The sequence below is a fragment of the Chryseobacterium sp. GW823-FHT05E08 genome, from assembly GCF_058795655.1.
Map to the genome: position 1 here is coordinate 231,312 of NZ_JBXAHY010000005.1, position 17,830 is coordinate 249,141.

General features: G+C 33.5%; 19 protein-coding genes. 10 read left to right on the plus strand and 9 right to left on the minus strand.

The annotated features are described in order from the left end of the window. Nucleotides 1–66 precede the first annotated feature (66 nt). Nucleotides 67–474, minus strand: a complete 408-nt coding sequence (locus tag AC1Q7L_RS17800; RefSeq protein WP_066750672.1) for an RrF2 family transcriptional regulator — start codon at nt 472–474, stop codon at nt 67–69. Between the two features lie 142 nt (nt 475–616). Between AC1Q7L_RS17800 and AC1Q7L_RS17805 the strand changes: the two genes are divergently transcribed. The 9 genes from AC1Q7L_RS17805 (at nt 617) to AC1Q7L_RS17845 (ending at nt 7,191) form a co-directional block, all read left to right on the plus strand. Beyond that, nucleotides 617–1,045, plus strand: a complete 429-nt coding sequence (locus AC1Q7L_RS17805; protein WP_410693518.1) for a DUF4268 domain-containing protein — start codon at nt 617–619, stop codon at nt 1,043–1,045. Beyond that, nucleotides 1,046–1,177, plus strand: coding sequence for a hypothetical protein (locus tag AC1Q7L_RS17810; protein WP_492307087.1), 132 nt, complete (start codon nt 1,046–1,048; stop codon nt 1,175–1,177). Nucleotides 1,178–1,523: 346 nt separating this feature from the next. After that, complete coding sequence (locus AC1Q7L_RS17815) at nt 1,524–2,339, plus strand: DUF2314 domain-containing protein (protein WP_492307086.1); 816 nt, start codon at nt 1,524–1,526, stop codon at nt 2,337–2,339. 85 nt (nt 2,340–2,424) lie between these two features. Then, nucleotides 2,425–2,730: a hypothetical protein gene (locus tag AC1Q7L_RS17820; protein ID WP_492307085.1), complete on the plus strand. Its 306-nt coding sequence runs from the start codon at nt 2,425–2,427 to the stop codon at nt 2,728–2,730. A 96-nt stretch (nt 2,731–2,826) separates the two neighbouring features. Beyond that, nucleotides 2,827–3,666, plus strand: a complete 840-nt coding sequence (locus AC1Q7L_RS17825; protein WP_492307084.1) for an SDR family NAD(P)-dependent oxidoreductase — start codon at nt 2,827–2,829, stop codon at nt 3,664–3,666. 172 nt (nt 3,667–3,838) lie between these two features. Then, nucleotides 3,839–4,753, plus strand: coding sequence for a helix-turn-helix domain-containing protein (locus AC1Q7L_RS17830; RefSeq protein ID WP_492307083.1), 915 nt, complete (start codon nt 3,839–3,841; stop codon nt 4,751–4,753). A gap of 69 nt (nt 4,754–4,822) precedes the next feature. After that, nucleotides 4,823–5,407 carry a Crp/Fnr family transcriptional regulator gene (locus AC1Q7L_RS17835; RefSeq protein ID WP_492307082.1) on the plus strand — a complete coding sequence of 195 codons (585 nt, stop codon included), beginning with the start codon at nt 4,823–4,825 and terminating at the stop codon, nt 5,405–5,407. Between the two features lie 678 nt (nt 5,408–6,085). Beyond that, complete coding sequence (locus AC1Q7L_RS17840) at nt 6,086–6,823, plus strand: SDR family NAD(P)-dependent oxidoreductase (RefSeq protein ID WP_492307081.1); 738 nt, start codon at nt 6,086–6,088, stop codon at nt 6,821–6,823. Nucleotides 6,824–6,951: 128 nt separating this feature from the next. After that, on the plus strand, nt 6,952–7,191 hold the full coding sequence (locus AC1Q7L_RS17845) for a hypothetical protein (RefSeq protein WP_492307080.1): 240 nt from the start codon (nt 6,952–6,954) through the stop codon (nt 7,189–7,191). 56 nt (nt 7,192–7,247) lie between these two features. Here the strand turns inward: AC1Q7L_RS17845 and gldG are convergent, their stop codons facing one another. The 6 genes from gldG to kbl all read right to left on the minus strand — a co-directional run bounded on the left by gldG (nt 7,248) and on the right by kbl (nt 12,612). Beyond that, nucleotides 7,248–8,915, minus strand: a complete 1,668-nt coding sequence (gldG, locus tag AC1Q7L_RS17850; protein WP_492307079.1) for a gliding motility-associated ABC transporter substrate-binding protein GldG — start codon at nt 8,913–8,915, stop codon at nt 7,248–7,250. 4 nt (nt 8,916–8,919) lie between these two features. Further along, complete coding sequence (locus tag AC1Q7L_RS17855; protein ID WP_492307078.1) at nt 8,920–9,648, minus strand: ABC transporter permease; 729 nt, start codon at nt 9,646–9,648, stop codon at nt 8,920–8,922. An 84-nt stretch (nt 9,649–9,732) separates the two neighbouring features. Then, complete coding sequence (locus AC1Q7L_RS17860) at nt 9,733–10,281, minus strand: CopD family protein (RefSeq protein ID WP_492307077.1); 549 nt, start codon at nt 10,279–10,281, stop codon at nt 9,733–9,735. Nucleotides 10,282–10,289: 8 nt separating this feature from the next. Further along, complete coding sequence (locus tag AC1Q7L_RS17865; protein WP_492307076.1) at nt 10,290–10,751, minus strand: hypothetical protein; 462 nt, start codon at nt 10,749–10,751, stop codon at nt 10,290–10,292. A 10-nt stretch (nt 10,752–10,761) separates the two neighbouring features. Beyond that, the gene (locus AC1Q7L_RS17870) at nt 10,762–11,298 is read right to left on the minus strand and encodes a hypothetical protein (protein WP_492307075.1); all 537 of its coding nucleotides are present in this window, start codon (nt 11,296–11,298) and stop codon (nt 10,762–10,764) included. Between the two features lie 117 nt (nt 11,299–11,415). Beyond that, a complete protein-coding gene (kbl, locus tag AC1Q7L_RS17875; RefSeq protein WP_492307074.1) occupies nt 11,416–12,612 on the minus strand; it encodes a glycine C-acetyltransferase in 1,197 nt (398 codons plus the stop codon). 163 nt (nt 12,613–12,775) lie between these two features. On the opposite strand from kbl, the gene AC1Q7L_RS17880 reads away from it, so the two are divergent. Further along, nucleotides 12,776–13,654, plus strand: coding sequence for a cupin-like domain-containing protein (locus AC1Q7L_RS17880; protein ID WP_492307073.1), 879 nt, complete (start codon nt 12,776–12,778; stop codon nt 13,652–13,654). Between the two features lie 210 nt (nt 13,655–13,864). Here AC1Q7L_RS17880 and AC1Q7L_RS17885 read toward each other — a convergent pair whose 3' ends face one another. Together AC1Q7L_RS17885 and AC1Q7L_RS17890 are read right to left on the minus strand one after the other, a co-directional pair. Continuing rightward, nucleotides 13,865–15,796 (minus strand): M1 family metallopeptidase, encoded by a 1,932-nt coding sequence (locus tag AC1Q7L_RS17885; protein WP_492307072.1) that lies wholly within the window; start codon nt 15,794–15,796, stop codon nt 13,865–13,867. 62 nt (nt 15,797–15,858) lie between these two features. Further along, nucleotides 15,859–17,751: a M1 family aminopeptidase gene (locus AC1Q7L_RS17890; RefSeq protein WP_492307071.1), complete on the minus strand. Its 1,893-nt coding sequence runs from the start codon at nt 17,749–17,751 to the stop codon at nt 15,859–15,861. Nucleotides 17,752–17,830: the final 79 nt, after the last annotated feature.

Genomic DNA, 17,830 nt, shown 5'->3' on the forward strand with positions numbered 1-17,830 from the left:
AAATATCTAATAAAATAATTATCCTACCAAATAAGTAGACTAATTATTCAAAAAAAATGGATCAGATCAATCGATCAAATCCAGTAAAGTTTTTTCTTCTAAAATTTTAAGCGAAGCGTCCCGAACTTCAATCAAAACATCATGTAAACTGCAGTGATCTTCGTTGCAGTCTTCACATTTTTCGTAAAAGTTTAAACTTACGCATGGTAACAATGCAATTGGACCATTCACCAAACGAATAATTTTCGCAAGCTTTACTGTTTCAGGATGTTCCCTTAAAAAATATCCTCCACCTTTTCCTTTTTTACTATCAAGGACATCGGCTTTTTTTAATTCAAGCAAAATGTTTTCCAGAAATTTTAATGGAATTTTTTTACGTTCCGCAATTTCGGAAATCAGAACAGGGCCATCATTTCTTTTTTCTACAAGATATGAAAGCGCCTTAAAAGCATATTGAGATTTTTTAGATAGCATTACAGCAAAAATAAGAAAATAGTTTGAGATGTGTAATAGTAAGTCGAGAAGTTGGAAGATGGGTGTTGGAAGCCTTTAAACAGCATTACTGACTTCCATCATCGAACTTCCAACTTCCACGTAAAATCCCTATTTTTGCTTCATGTTCAGTAAACAAGAGGCACAACAAATAAAAAAAGAGTTTTGGACCGCTTTTGGGAAATCATTTCCGAGAAAATGGCTGTTGTATAATACAAAGGTTAAGGATTTTTCATTCAAATTCAATGCAGAAACTAGAAAAGCAGAAGTTTCTTTAGATATAGAAATGAAAGATGAAGATTTCAGAAATGCCTATTTTAACAAAATCTGGTCTCTGGAGGATATTCTGAAAGATTTTATTGGAGATTTTCAAAAGGAAGAATATTTTACATTAGACAACGGAAAAGTAATCGCTAAAATCTGGGTTGAAAAACATAATGTTTCAGTTTTTAATAAAAATACCTGGCAGGAAATCTTTGAATTCTTTGTGGAGAAAATGGATGGATTTGAAAGGTTTTATTATGAATATGAGGATTTTATAAAGGATGTTTAAATGAAAATCAGATATTGCTGGAGATACAGAGTGGAAGTTCCTATGCTCGACAAAGAAGAAAGTGAAATTGCTTCAAAGCTTTATGCAGAAGGTTTCCAGGAATTTAAAAGATCAAAAAAAAGTTCCTCTTAAGGAAAACTTTACAAAACTTCTGGATTATTATAATGAATTAACAGGTTTTGGAGAAACTGAACCTAATGCTATCCTACATCATATTATTGATTTATATGGCCCTGATTGTGAGAATTGCGGAAAACCTTATAGAACAAATGAAGCAACCTTCTGTCCTAAATGCGGTAACAAAAGGCAACTTTAATTAAAATTTAACTATAAATTCAAACCTCCGTTTAAAATTTTTCGTATTTTAGTTGAACAGTAAAAATATATGTTTTATGAATATTCATAATGCTTTCAAGCTTAATTCATAATTCTTTTTCACTGTTTTTTTCAAACTCAAATCACAAAAATTTTAAATATAATGGAAAACAATTCGTTTATTTTCACAGACGGAACCGACCCCAGAATGATCGAAGCTTATAAAAAAGCGCAGGAAACTTTTAAATATTTCTGGAGAGAGCAATCTTGGGAATACAGAAGAATTATTCCTGCACTTAATCTGGCTTGTGTAAAAGCCGCTTTCTCACAGGAAGATCCTGAAACAGGGAAAGATATTGTAGAACATATGTGGATCAACGATATTGATTTTGATGGAGATCATGTAAAAGGATATCTGATCAATGAACCCAATGATCTGACCAACATACAACCCGGAGATTATTTTGAAATTCCTTTGAATGAAATCAGTGATTGGCTTTTTGCCATTACTCCAACTGAGAAAAAATCAAAACTTTCTAAATTATTCTCATCCTCTTCCCCTACTTTGCCTAAAGCTTACGGTGGCTTTACCATACATAAAATGCGTGCTGACATGGAAGAAGCAGAAAGACAGGAACATGATGATGCCTGGCAGCTTGACTTCGGAGATTTTAATGATGTTGAAGTGGTTCACGAACAAAAAGAAAAACCTGAAAACCTTGTTGAACATCCTATGAGCAGAAATATGAAGGAAGATTTCGTGAAATTTTTACAACAATATCCTAATGAACTAACGAATGTTGATGATAACGGATTGACACTTCTTCATAAAGAAACCATTGCCGGAAATTTGAGTTCAGTAGAAGTTATGCTCGAAGCCGGAGCTGATAGAAATTTACAATCCAACAACGGAAAAACGGCGCTTGATTATGCCAAACAACTAAAATGGGAGCATTTGATTCCTGCTTTAGAAAATTAAATAGATAAAGAGAGACTTTCGGGTTTCTCTTTTTTTTGGTAGAAATCTATTTTATTGCATTTTTGTATAATCAAACCAACATATTATGGCTCTTCCTAAAAAGAATTCAAGAAATATTAATGTAAACAATACGGAATATTCATGGGTAGCTTCTGGAAATGATGATATAATATATTTAATTATTTGTCTAAAAGAAAACTCTGGTCAAAAACTAATTGCGCTATTTAATTATGTAAATATGATTGAAAATAATCTAATTGAAGTGCAAATTATGCCTTCAACTGTAAAACAAGTAATTGAATACTCTATTAAAAATGGCTGGAATCCTGATAAAAAAGACAAAGATTTCAATATTGGTATAATGAACGATATTATAAATAAGACAACTTAGTTATACATTCACGATTCGGTTACATCATTCATTGATTGAGCTACTTTTTCCACTGCCCATATTTCCACCTTTGTACCATCATTTAAACAAATAAAAATGGAAACAAAAAAAGTATGGTTCGTTACAGGAGCCTCAAAAGGTTTGGGATTAGCCTTAGTTAAAAAATTATTAGAAAAAAATTATCGTGTTGTTGCAACTACCAGAAATGCTCAATCATTAATTTCAGAAATTGGAGAAGCTTCCGAACAATTTCTACCGCTTGAAGTTAATTTAGGAGACAATGAAGATGTACAATCAGCCATCGCAAAAAGTATTGATTATTTTGGACAGCTTGATGTCATCGTCAACAATGCAGGATACGGATTGATTGGAACTTTAGAAGAGCTTTCCGACAAAGAAGCAAGAAGTAATTTCGACATCAATGTATTCGGAACATTGAATGTGATCAGAAATGCAATGCCTTATCTTCGTCAACAAAAATCCGGACACATTTTTAATATTTCTTCCATTGGAGGATATTCTGGAAACTTTCCGGGTTGGGGAATTTATTGCGCCACAAAATTTGCCGTTGCCGGACTTACAGAAGCGTTGGCAGAGGAGATTAAAGATTTTGGAGTGAAAGCAACCGTTGTTTATCCCGGATATTTCAGAACAGATTTCTTAGATAAAGATTCTATCAAAACGCCTGAAAATGCTATTCCGGAATATGAAGCAGCAAGAAATTCTCAACACGCTCATCTTGATGAAATCAACGGAAATCAGCCCAATGATCCTGATAAAGGTGCAGAAGCTTTAATCGCAATCAGTGAAGAACAAAATCCGCCAGTGCATTTCTTATTGGGAAGTGGAACGCATGAGTTTTTGGATAATAAAATTGCAACAATCAAAGGTGATGCTGAGAAGTGGGAAAGTTTGACTTTGTCGACTGTGATCTAGTTTAATATAAACTTTATAGATCCTTCGACTCCGCTCAGGATTACATTGCTAATACTAACTGTTATCATTAATACGCAAAGTTCTCACAGTGTCAGACTGAGCGGAGTCGAAGCCTTTCCTATAATAATTACGAATATATTTTATAAAAAAATAAAATTAATACCTTAGCATTATGAAACAGACATTTCGTTTTAATTCAATCTCTGAATTTCATACTTTCTGTAATCTTCCGAATCCTGAACATCCGTTGATCAGCCTGATAGATTACAGTAAGGTCAATTATCCTACGGACGATAATGAGTTGAAATGGATTCAGAATTTTTATTCGATCGGCTTGAAACGGAATGTGAATGCTAAGTTCAATTACGGTCAGCAGAAATATGATTTCGATTCCGGAGTATTGTGTTTTGTTTCTCCGCTTCAGTTTTTAAGCCTTGAAATGAAACCTGATGTTGAAGTGGAGCCTACCGGATATTTATTGCTCATTCATCCCGATTTTCTTTGGGGAACTTCCTTAATCAAGAAAATAAAATCATACGAATTTTTCAGTTATCAAATTAATGAAGCACTTTTTCTTTCAGATAAAGAAGAGAAAATTATTGTTGATTTGTTTAAAAATATTGAAAAAGAATATCAAACCAATATTGATAAATTCACACAGGAATTGATTGTTGCCCAATTGGAACTGTTCCTGATTTATGCTGAACGCTTCTATGAGCGTCAGTTCTTTACACGAAAAAAATCAAGTCATGAATTGCTGGAAAGATTTGAGCAAGTTCTTGCGCAATATTTTGATAATGGAAATCTTATTGAAAACGGTATTCCATCCGTAAAAGCCATAGCCGAACAAATGAATATTTCCCCTAATTATTTGGGAACTTTATTGCGTATTCATACTCAACAAAATACACAGCAACATATTCAAAGTAAATTAATTGATACCGCAAAAGAACGTCTAAGTACAACAAGTTTATCAGTGAGTGAAATTGCTTATGAATTAGGATTTGAGCATCCACAGTCTTTCAGTAAACTGTTTAAGCAAAAAACGAATCAGTCGCCATTGGAGTTTCGAAAATTGTTTAATTAAAATATATAAATCATAACTTTTTTACCAAATGACAAATCACGGAAAACTAAGTTTAGCTAACTTGCATTCATGAAACAATTATTTGATTTTATTTTAAGGTTTGGAAATCTTAATCAACAACAGATCGATTTTATTTCAAGCAAAGCCACCGAAATAAACCTCTCGAAAGATGAATATTTTTCAGAAGCAGGAAAAGTGGCAAAACAAGTTGGATTTATTGTGGACGGAATTTTACGTGTTTGCTATTACAACAACAAAGGTGAAGAAATTACCAAATATTTCATCGAAGAAAACAATCTGGTCGTAGATCTTGAAAGTTTTGATAATGAAATTTCTTCCAGCGCTTATGTTCAAGCAGTAACCGACTGTAAAATGATCGTTTTTTCAAGAAAAGATTGGTTAGAATTATTACAAACCATTGTCGGATGGGAAGCTATTGTTCACAAAATTATTTCCAGAGCATTGATGCAGAAAGTGGAAAGAAGAAGCCCGCTCGTTTCGGAAGATGCTACGACTCGCTATCTTAAATTTTTAGAGATCTACCCTACTGTTGTGAACCGTATTCCGCTTTCGTATATCGCTTCTTATTTGGGAGTGACGCAGTCTTCTTTGAGTAGGATTAGGAAGAATATTGGTCATAAAGACCGTACTTAGAATATTTTTTTTAACGCAAAGATTTATTTTTAATGCTGCATATGTAAGGGAGCAAAGAATTGAATCAATGTAATTGATTCTTAAGAAGCTGCCTTCATCAGCGACTTTGTCGCATCTTTTTGCTCCCTAAAAGTAATTCATTTTTATAGTAAAACTTTGCGTTTAAAAATGAATTTTATTGTTTACACTAATTGCCATTTCCGAGGAATCTAAATACATTTGCCAAAATAAACTTTTTTGAGATTTCTACTAAATAAGAAAGTTGCTTAAATATTTTGCATGTTCTTTTGTCTTGAAACAAACGAACCAAAAGTTCAAGACTGGAATCTTCCGCTAAAAATGATTTCTGTTCACTAAAAATTCTAAAACTTGCACGATAGCAATATTTGTTCTTCAATTCTAAATTGGTCTCGTGCTTCGAACAGTAGAATTTTCTTAACGTTCACAAAGTTTATTTTCTTAACGCTACAGCTTCCTAGGTCGATTATTCGGTAAGATTAAATTTAGACCCAAGTAGATCAATTCGGTTAAATTTTACCTTTTGGGACTAACATATCTTCTAACTCCCAACTTCTGACTTCCCTCAACATCTTGCAACTCATCATCGCTTTTTGTCATTTGGCAAATGTTATCTTATTTAATTGGCGGACTTTTACATCATCAATTAAAAACAAAAAAATGAATTCAGTATTAATTACAGGAGCCAACAGAAGTATTGGCCTTGAAACCGCAAAACAACTTTCAGAAAAAGGATTATTCGTTTATTTAGGAAGCCGTGATCTTGAAAAAGGAGAAGCTATCGTCAAAGAATTAACCGAAAAAGGATTTCAGAATATCAAAGCGATCGAAATAGATGTTACCAATCCTGATTCTATTTCAGCCGCTAAAAATTTGATTGAAAAAGAACAGGGAAAGCTGGATATCCTAATCAATAATGCAGGAATTCTAGGCGTAAATCCTCAGACTGCAGCAGAAACCTCGATCAAAGATATCCAAACTGTGTTTGATACCAACTTTTTTGGTGTGATCAGTGTGACACAGGCATTTTTAGAATTACTTAAAAAATCGGAAAGTCCGAGAATCAGCAACATTACTTCGGGGCTTGGTTCATTAACCCTTCACAGCGATCCGACTTGGAAATATTACAATGTAAAAGCAGCAGCTTATGGACCTTCAAAATCTGCTTTGAATGCTTACACAATTGTTCTAGCCTATGAATTAAAGGATCTTCCTTTTAAAGTAAATGTTATCGATCCAGGTTATACCGCAACAGATTTCAATCATCACAGTGGTCCGGGTTCTGTTGAAAGTGCCGCCTATTTTATCGTCAAACACACAGTTACCGATGAAAATGCACCAACAGGACAGTTTTACAGTAATGATATTGAGGATGAAATTGGGATCAGCCCGTGGTAGAATATATTTTATAACGCATTATTAAAGAGAGACTTTTGGGTTTCTCTTTTTCTATTCAATCTAATTTTTCTAACCGCTAAATTTTTCTTTAAAAACTAATTTGTAATTTTGATTTAAATACATCAGTCGTGGATATTCAAACTAGAAAATTAAATTTAATCACTTATCTTGCTCAACTTCAGGATGAAATTTTCTTTGAGAAAATCGAGGAATATATTTTATCTAAATTGGAAAAAGAAGACCACTCTGAGTTTGCTCCTTTTACTGTTGATACTTTGATTAATCGTATTGAAAAATCTGAAGAAGATTTTAAAAACGGAAAATTTAAAACTCAGAAAGATCTAGAAAACCAATCTGCAAATTGGTAACGAAATAAATTACAACAAAAAAGAGAAGCTAACCACTTCTCTTTTTTACTTATATTCTATCCAAACTTTTTCTTCCTCAACCAGAAGAACAATCCTCCTAACAATCCTATAATTGCTAAAGGAAGCAGTAAGTTCAGCCACTGCCAATTACCTTTTTCTTCGGTAATTCTTTGTCGGTCAAGAAGTCTTTCTTCGATGTTTCTGTTTCTTAAATCCATCAAATTGCTGTCGTCTAATAGATAATCTAAAGCATTTCTTAAAAACTGTTCGTTTCCGAACTGCTCATTCGTCATCAGGTCAACGCCTAAGGGTAAAGGCTCGTCTTTGATCACTTTATTTCTTCCGACATCACCGTCTGCAATGACGATCATTTTGTTTTCAGGACTTTGCGCTTTAAATCCGGGATATGATTTTCTTTCAATTCTAGATCCGTATGCAGAAGTGAATTTCCCTTCTAAAGCAACGGCATATATCTTCGGAGTACTAGGCTTTTCCATTTGTCCTAGACTATCTACACTTGCAATTTCTTTCAGATCAACATAGTTTGGAACCTGTTTTAAAAGCGTTCTTTCACTCGATTCAAAAAGAATATTAGTCTTAATATTTTTCCTTCCTAACGTATCTATTGAGGTTGGGAATTCAAATTTTACAGGGTTAATATTTTTAGTGATCGGATTATTGTGTTCAGCAATTCCAAGAGGATAATACGGCCACGGAAGGCTTGTGTATTGTGCGTTTCCGCTTACTTCTCCCGTTACCAATTTCAACAAAGCAAATTTCTTCAAATCCTTCACCAAAGCAGGATTGATTCTTAATCCATAATTGAAAAAGAAATCCGTCATATTGACATCCACAGGGAAAGGCATTACTTTTTGAGACCTCATCAACGTATCCATTTCGGCGTTCACGGCATCAATCATCCACAATGTTTTTCCACCATTCATGATGTATTGGTCAAGAATTACCTTTTCACCATCAGTAAATGCTTTTCTAGGTTTTGCAATCACCAAAGCGCTCATTTGCTTTAATAAAGGAACATCAGCAACAGTCAGTTCAACCTGATTTTTAGGAATTACTGGTCCGGCATCATAACTTTCAGAAGCCAATTCCATAAAACCATGAAATTCACGCGGATTTAATTCATCCTGATTTACCAAAATTCCGATCTTTTTTCTTTTATCAGCTGCAATATTTTTGATGTTTGAAACCAGATTATATTCAAGATTTTCAATGGATTTTGTCAGTTGCTCGTCTGCATTGATATTCGCCTGCTGTACAACCAACGGAATAGAAACTCCCCTTTTGTTATATTTAATCACTGCATACGGGAAAAGCATGATCTGAGAAACTTTGCCATCCTTAATATCCGGAAGTACCGAAGGCTGCATTCCCATTGCCATCAACGTGTCCTGAGACATTTTAGTTTTAATAGGATCAATGAATTTAAAATCTATGTTTGAATTGATCTTTCTGAATTCTTCCAGCATAAATTTCGTTTCGCCCTGAAGCTGTTTGAAACTTGCCGGAAAATCACCTTCCAAATACACATCAACTGTCAATGGTTTCTTTACTGATTTCAATACCTTAATTGTATTTTCAGAAAGCGTATATCTTTTTTCTTTTGTTAAATCTAATCTAACCCCAGAAATTGCGAGGATTATAGCTAACGGTAAAATAACAAAAAGTAAAATTCCTAATGGAGATTTAAACTGTATCTTCTTCATAATTCTACTTCTTTTTATTGATAAAATGGTTAGACAAAGCGAGCGTAAGGCCGATGATAAAAACAAAATAAGCTACATCCTTAAAATCGATAAGACCTCTCGTGAAACCTAAAAAGTGCTGATAAAAACCAACATTCTGCAAGATAAAATCTGCCCCACCCAATAATTTATAACTTGCCAACTGTTCGATTCCGAAATACATGATGAAACACATGAAAACGCCCAACAAATAAGCCATGATCTGATTTTGAGACAATGAAGAAGCTAAAATTCCAACGCCTGAAAAAGCGGCGATCAAAATAATCATTCCGATATAACTTCCGAAAGTCATTCCAAGGTCGATATTTCCCGCAGGAACACCCAAAACATAGACTGTATAAAGGTAAATCAATGAAGGAATCAAACATAAGATCCCAACTACCCAAACGGAAAGAAATTTTCCAAGAACTAAATCTGAAATTTTCAACGGCTGAGAAAACAACCAGTTTAATGTTCCTGTCTGCTGTTCTTCCGCAAAAGTTTTCATAGACAATGCCGGAATAATAAACATCAACAGCCACGGAACTAACACAAAATAACTTTGTAAAGAAGCCATTCCGATGTCGAAAATATTAAAATCGTTGTCGAAAAAAAACAGAAAAAGAGTCGCGATCAAACTGAAAGCCGCAATGATGATCCACGCGCTCCAATTCCCGAAGTAACTCCAAAGTTCTTTCTTAAAAATTGCAATCATAGTTTTTTAATTTGCTGTAAGCAATATGCTCTAAGCAGTAGGCAAAAAAGCTTATCGCTTACTGCCTTTAGCCTAAAGCTTTTATTATTTTTTCTTGTTTTTATTAACCAATTTAACGGTCATCATAATTAAAAATACCAGAACGAAAAATCCGGCAATTAATTGCCACCAATATTCAATCGCCATTGATTTTAATATGACTGTGAATACGACCAAAAACAAAATAAAGGTTGCGATTTCATTCGCTTGTCTTAGTTTTATATTAGGTGTTTCAAGGGTGTTTCCATTTAATTCTCTTAATTGAAGTACTTTTTTCCAGCACCAGTAGTGATAAATTGCCAGACCGATCAGAAATGTTAATTTTAAATGAAACCAAGACATTTTCATTAATCCCGGATTCAAAAAGATCATCACCAATCCGCACACCGTCATAATAACTCCTGCGGGAACGGTAATAATATTCCATAATCTTCGAGCCATGAAAGTATACTGTTCTCTTAAGATCCTCTTCTTTTCTTCGGCAAATTCATCGGTATCTTTATAGTAAACGAAAATTCTTACGAGATAAAAAATTCCCGCAAAATAACTTACCATGAAGATAATATGTAAAGCTTTTATTATTGTATAAAGCATCTTACTGTCTAATTATTTAGTGAAGAAACTTCACATAATTTATCTAAATTTCTTAAATATTCCAAAACTTCATCTTTTGAACTTATCCAATATATTCGAATTGATTGGACATAAATAGCATAAAAGATTAAAATAAAAATCCACGCATACTTTTCAAAAAATAATGTAACCAAGAAAGCTATAAAAAATGTAATAAGTGTGGCAAATAATACTGCCAATAGGTTCAGAAACCCAAAACTTATTGTAAGCCATAGCTTTTCTTTACCATCTTCATCTTTTCTAAAATCTCCCAAAATTTTTGGAGATAAATTCCAATTGACATATTTCAAATCGAATCCTTCAGATGTAACTTTTCCTTTAAAAGATTTATCCCAATCAAAAAACTTTTTATAGAGATTATTTTCTATCTTATTTAAAATTTCTTCTTTTGGTTTCGAAAACTCTATCCTATATTTTGACTTGAAAATCATTTTAAACTTATTATTCCGCTACAGAATCAGCAACCTCAGTAATGATAGATTCATCAGGTTTCAATTGTATTCTTTTTGCGCCTAACTTGGTGTAATATTTTTCCAATTTATTCAAATGATCTTCACTTGTTTCTTTACCTTCTACATGCAGACTGTAATCACTCCAAATGCGGATAAAAAATAAATCTTTGACCAAAACCCTGTAATTCGATTGCTCAAAAGTCTTGGCGAGATAAGCATCAAGATCGCCTTTAGTTTTAAATTCATTTATAATAACTCCACCATCACCTCTTTCTCCATTATTATAAATGAAGGCGTATAATTTTTTGATCGACGAGCCAACTTCTTTTTCCTCAATTCTAGAAATAACATCGGGATTATCAGTCACAAAAGGGATCTGAGTAATCCCGATGTCTTTCATTTCTTTACTTATTTTAGCAGGTTTCATGCCTTGCAGTTCAACATTTTTAAGATCAAGATCCATAATGTTTTGTGCAAAGAAGCTTTGAAAACAAACAAAACCAATGATCAGCATTATTTTTTTCATAACCTGCTTTTTAAATTTTTATAATTAAGAAATTTTGAGTATTTGCTTTTAATACTCATATTTTTTTATCGCAAAGTTCACAAAGATTTTTTCTTTATGTCAAATTGCAGATAATGACTAAGAAATTACTCCTAACTCCTTTCCTACTTTTTCAAAAGCAAAGATTGCCTTATCCAAATGCGCTCTTGTATGCGCTGCAGAAAGCTGAACTCTGATTCTCGCTTTTCCTTTTGGTACAACTGGATAGAAGAATCCGATTACGTAAATTCCTTCATCCATTAATTTTTCAGCCATTTTTTGAGCCAATGGAGCGTCGTACAACATTACCGGAACGATTGCAGCGTCACCATCTGGAACATCAAAACCTCTAGCTTTCATTTCTGCTCTGAAATATTCTGCGTTTTCCATTACCTGATCACGAAGAGAAGTGTCGTCTGAGATCATTTCCAATACCTTCAAAGCAGCACCCACAATTCCGGGAGCCAATGAATTGGAGAATAAATAAGGACGAGAACGTTGTCTCAGCATATCGATAATCTCTTTTTTACCGGAAGTAAATCCACCCAAAGCACCACCTAAAGCTTTTCCTAGCGTAGAAGTAATAATATCTACTCTACCCATTACTTCGTTGGCTTCGTGAGTTCCTCGACCTGTTTTTCCGATGAAACCTGTTGCGTGAGAGTCGTCAACCATCACCAAAGCATCGTATTTATCTGCTAAATCACAAACTCCTTTCAAATCTGCAACAATTCCGTCCATTGAGAAAACTCCGTCTGTTACAATAATTTTGAAACGGTGATTTTTTTCAGAAGCAGCGATTAACTGAGCTTCCAAATCTGCCATATTATTGTTTTTATAACGATATCTTGCCGCTTTACAAAGACGAACTCCGTCGATGATCGAAGCGTGATTTAATTCATCTGAAATAATGGCATCTTCTTCTGTAAATAAAGGTTCGAAAACACCTCCATTTGCATCAAAACATGCAGCATATAAAATAGTATCCTCAAGACCTAAGAATTGAGCAATTTTTTCTTCCAATTGCTTGTGAATATCCTGAGTTCCACAAATGAAACGTACAGAAGACATCCCGTAACCATGAGATCCGATCATGTCCTGAGACGCTTTCATCACTTCCGGATTGTTTGATAATCCCAAATAATTGTTGGCACAGAAGTTCAACAGCTTTTTACCGTTGGCTTCTATTTCCGCACTTTGCTGAGAAGTAATAATCCTTTCTCTTTTGTAAAGCCCGTCATTATCAATATTTTGTAGTTCGTTCTGTAAATTTTCAAGATACTTGTTAGAGATCATTTTAGATAATTTTTTGGATGCGCTAATTTAATAAAAAGGCTGTAAACTATTCGCTTTTATGATGGTTTATTCTAAAATTTTGATTTAAGTGTTTAATTTTCTTTCATTAGTCTATTAAATTAGTAGGATAATAATTATATTTGAACCTTTAAAATGAATAAGGATGAAATTAACACCAATAAAAAGATCAGAAAATGTTGCGGCGGAAGAGTTTCTACAAGATTTCATGAAACCGTGTAAACCTATCATTCTCAAAGACTTTGTCGATCCTAAAAGTCCAGCATTCGAAAAATGGAATTATGATTACTTTAAACAAATCGCAGGCGAGAAAAAAGTAAATGTCTACGGCAGCGAAATAGAATCCATTGACAGAGTGGCAAGTAAACCGATTGGCGAAACCACATTTTCAGATTATTTGGATCTGATAAGCTCAAAAGCTACAGAACATCGTTTGTTTTTATTCAATCTTCTCAGCTTAAAACCTGAAATGAAGAATGATATTCAATATAAAGACGTTACCAAAGGAAAAATTTTAAAATGGCTTCCTTTTATGTTCTTCGGAGGCAAAGGCTCTATCACCAGAAATCATATTGACATCGATATGTCTCATGTTTTTATCACTCAGTTTCAGGGAATTAAAAGGATTTGGCTTTTTCCTTGGGAACAGTCGGATTTGATGTACAAGTTGCCTTATAATTTTCACAGTTTAATTAATCTTCAGGAAGCAGATTATGAAAAATTTCCTGCCTTAAAATATTTAAATGGATATGAAGCCGTCATCAATCCTGGCGAAACGTTATACATTCCTTCCGGATGGTGGCATTATATCCAATATGAAACTGAGGGTTATTCTGTTTCTATCCGTGCTTTGCCTTCAAGTTGGCTGGAAAAATGGAGAGGTTTCAAAAATCTTGTTGTCATCAGACATTTTGACAATGCTATGAGAAAGATCTTCAAAGAAAAATGGTTTAATTATAAAGTAAAAATAGCCAATAAAAGAGCTCAAAAAGCGCTTAAAAGACAGAAAAACTTTCAGATTTAAGCTTTTCAATCATAAAATTAATAACAATCAAATTATTCAAACAATGGAATTACTGTACGCATTACTTTCTTCAGAACGATCTCTGTATTCGTTCTATCCTATGTTTTAAAGTATTAATTCAAATTCTCTCTGGTTATTATCAGGGAGAAATTAAAAACAAAAACGGACCAATAAAGTCCGTTTTCATTTGTATTGTATTTAAAGCTTAAATTAATGCTTAATAAATTTAATATTCTTGTCTTTTATCGTGAAAACATAAGTTCCTGGAACCAGTTCTGAAATATTAATCGCTTTATTAGGTTGATAAGTATCTTTTCTCACTAATTTTCCGTCTACAAAATGGATCGTGAAATCTGTTGGTTTGTCAATTCCTTTTAAATACAATTCATTCTTCGCAGGATTTGGATATAATGAGAATTTATCTATATTTAAGTCTGCTGTAGATAACGTATTATCTTGTGATACCGTAGAATTTCTCTCCAACATCTGGTATTCGTAATTAAACTGAACACTTGCTATCGGAAAAGCCACAGATTGTGTAAAATATTGATTGTTTGTCGTATTATTTAAAGCAAAATAAGCTGTTTCTCCTCCTGTTCCTGTCACTTTTATTGGAAGTGGCATTTCAAAAAAGCTTACTGTAGGGCTACTTTGTGTTTGTGATGCTTTAAATGTTACCTGATTTCCAACCTGTCTCCATTTGATATCATAAGTTGGATATCCTTCTCCGTAAATCCAGTCGTTAAAAAATTCTGTGAAATCTTTTCCAGTGGATTGTAATAAAGAAGCACTTAAGTCTTGTGTTTTAGCATAATTATATGCTAAATTCGGTCTTGAGTGATAATCTTTTAATGCCTGATAAAAAGCTGTTTCACCTAAAACCCATTTGATCATTCTTACAACATATCCACCTTTTGCATAAGACAATCTTCCACTGAAAATATCTCCGATATTTCCTAGTTTTGAATCCGGAACATACGTACTTCCACCTGTTGAACCAGTAACATAATCTTTCTGACCAGACAAATAATTCATAAACTGGACATTCGTCATTAGTAATTTTTCATTAGCTAAATGTTCACCGAATGTCGCAAAACCTTCATTCAGCCAAATGTCATTCCATGCACCGCAAGTAACTTTATCTCCGAACCATTGATGAGCCAATTCGTGTGCGATTACCGGTTTATTCCAACCACTCATAGAAGACATCGTTTGATGTTCCATACAAGTCCCTCCATATTGAAACTCCATGTGACCGTATTTTTCATTTCTGAAAGGATACGGCCCAAAATAGGTTTCAAAAGTATTCATGATCTGCTTCGTCCAATCAATATCAGCCATAATAGATGGATTATTGGCAGAAGTCGGATATATATAATTCACAAAAGGAAATGGTGGATTTCCCATCGTATCATTCAATTTAACAAAATTCGTGATCGAAAGTGCTATCAAATAAGCCGATGTTGGATACATTGTTCTCCAGAATGTCAGTTTCTGACCACCCGAAAGTGAAGTTTCAGACATTAATTTTCCGTTCGCAGCGACACTGTATTGAGAGGGGGTTGTAATTTTAAAATCAAACCTGTCGATTTTATCATTCATGCTTTGCTTGGTTGGGAACCAGTCCTGCGCGCCATAAGGTTCATTTAATGTTGAAAGAATTGGCGTCCCGTTTTGAGAACCTGTGGCAAAAGCATTATTACTTGTTGCAGGAGGTCCTGCATATTGTATCGTTAAAGAATCCAGAACATTAGCCGGAAGAGAAGATTGAAAATTGATTTTCAATTCCTTCGTTGGAAGTTGCTGAAAAGCAAGATTTGTTCCGTGATACTGAACCTGAGAAACCGTTAATGTATTCGCCAAATCAAAATAAATACTGTTCATACTTTGAGTCGGTTTAAAATGCGAAGTCACAGAGCCTGCAATATTATACACCGTTGGATTTAAAGTAACATCCATTCTCTGATACTGCAAATCGTAATTTAAAGTATTGGGATTGATGTTATAGGCAGTCATTTTATGGGCAAAAGATTTGGCTTCTTTTGCAATCAGACCTTTCATTTCTATATTTTGATCCTGATTTTGGCTATAGATTTGTTGAAAGGCTAAAACACCTAAAACTAATAGATAATTTTTTTTCATATTTGATACACTTTAGTTCATAGCTAAGCTACAAAAAAGCCATTAAATGATAGCTTTTTTATTTATTTTTTCAGAAACTTAATTCTATTTTCGTTAATATTCAAGAAATATACACCAGGAATTAATTCTGATATATTTATTGGCTTATTTACCTGATAAACACCCTCTTTCACTATTTTGCCGTCAGAGAAATAAATTTTATAATCCACAGATTTTCTTACACCTTTTACATTAAGTTCATGACTCGCAGGATTTGGATATACAGAAAAATTATCAAGATCTGTTTCTGCAGTTCCTAATGTATTATCTAATGTTACCGTAGAATTTTTTTCGAGGATCTGATATTCATAATTAAACTGAACACTTGCCACAGGAAAGGAAACCGACTGCGTAAAATATTGATTATTGGAAGTATTATCCAAAGCAAAATAAGCAACTTCGCCCCCTGTTCCCGTAACTTTTATAGGTAAAACCATATCAAAAAAACTTACAGAGACATTACTTTGAGACTGAGAAGCTTTAAAAGTGATCTGATTTCCTACTTGTTTCCATTTAATAGTATAAGTTGGATATCCCTTACCGTAAACCCAATCATTAAAAAACTCTGTAAAATCTTTTCCTGTAGACTGTAATAATGATCCTTTTAAATCCTGAGCAACAACATATTTGTACGCAAAATTCGGATTAGAATGATAGTCTCTAAGAGCCTGATAAAATACGGCATCGCCCAAAATCCACTTCATCATTCTTACCATATATGCTCCTCTAGAATAATAATCTTCTGTTGCAACACTTTGATTAGTAAAACTTGTACAATAATTTTTTTCACCTAATAAATAGTTTAAAAATTCTGTGTTGTTCATTAAAAGTTTTTCGTTAGCCAAATGCTCTCCAAATGTTGCAAAAGCTTCGTTAAGCCAAAAATCTCCCGGTGTACCGGCTGTAATTTTATTTCCAAACCATTGATGGGCTAATTCATGAGCAATTAAGTACTTTTCCCAGCTACTCATTGATGACATTGTTTGGGTTTCAAGATTAATATAATTATAAAGAAATTCCATATGACCATATTTTTCATCTCTGAAAGGATAAGAACCGAAATAATTTTCAAAAGTTGCCATGATTTGTTTAGTCCATTCTATATTAGTCATTGAGGTTGTATTAGCTGCAGTATTGGGATAAACGTAATTTACAAAAGGAAATGGCGGGTTCCCGATCGTACTGCTCAGCTTCACAAAATTTGTAATTGAAATTCCCACCACATATGATGCTGTAGGATACATTGTTCTCCAGAAAGTAAGTTTTTTTCCGTTTGGAACAGACGTTTCAGACATCAATTTTCCGTTTGCTGCAACATTATATTGGGAAGGTGTGGTAATTTTAAAATCAAATCTCTCGATCTTATCATTTAAACTTACCTTAGTTGGAAACCATTCCTGCGCTCCAAACAACTGATTAAAAGTAGAAAGTACCGGAGTCCCGTTTTGAACACCTGTAGAGAATGGATTAAGTAACAAACTAGTTGTTGGTGATCCTGAATAACTTATCGTAAGAGAATCTAAAACATTTGCAGAAATAGAAGCCGGAAAATCAATTTTGAGCTCTTTGGTTGCAGAAAGACTTTGAAAATTAAGATTAATCCCATGATACTGCACCTGAGATACAGTCATTAAACTCGAAAGATCAAAATAAATACTGTTTATGTTTTGATTCGGGATAAAATGTGAGGTAACAGATCCTGAAATATTTTGAACAGCAGGATCTAGAGAAACATCCATTCTTTGATAACGAAGGTCATAATTTAAAGTATTCGGATTCGGATTACCACCTGCTCCCAATTTATGGGCAGCTGATTTCATTTCATTCTTTCTAAAGGATTTTATTCCTTGATCTGAGGTCTGTGCATAGAAGCATTGTGCCAAAAATATGGCCAGCCAAAAAATAGTTTTTCTCATCATCACTTGATATATTTATTAAGGTATAAATATAAAAAAACCTTTTAATCATTGATTAAAAGGTTGTTACAAATATTGA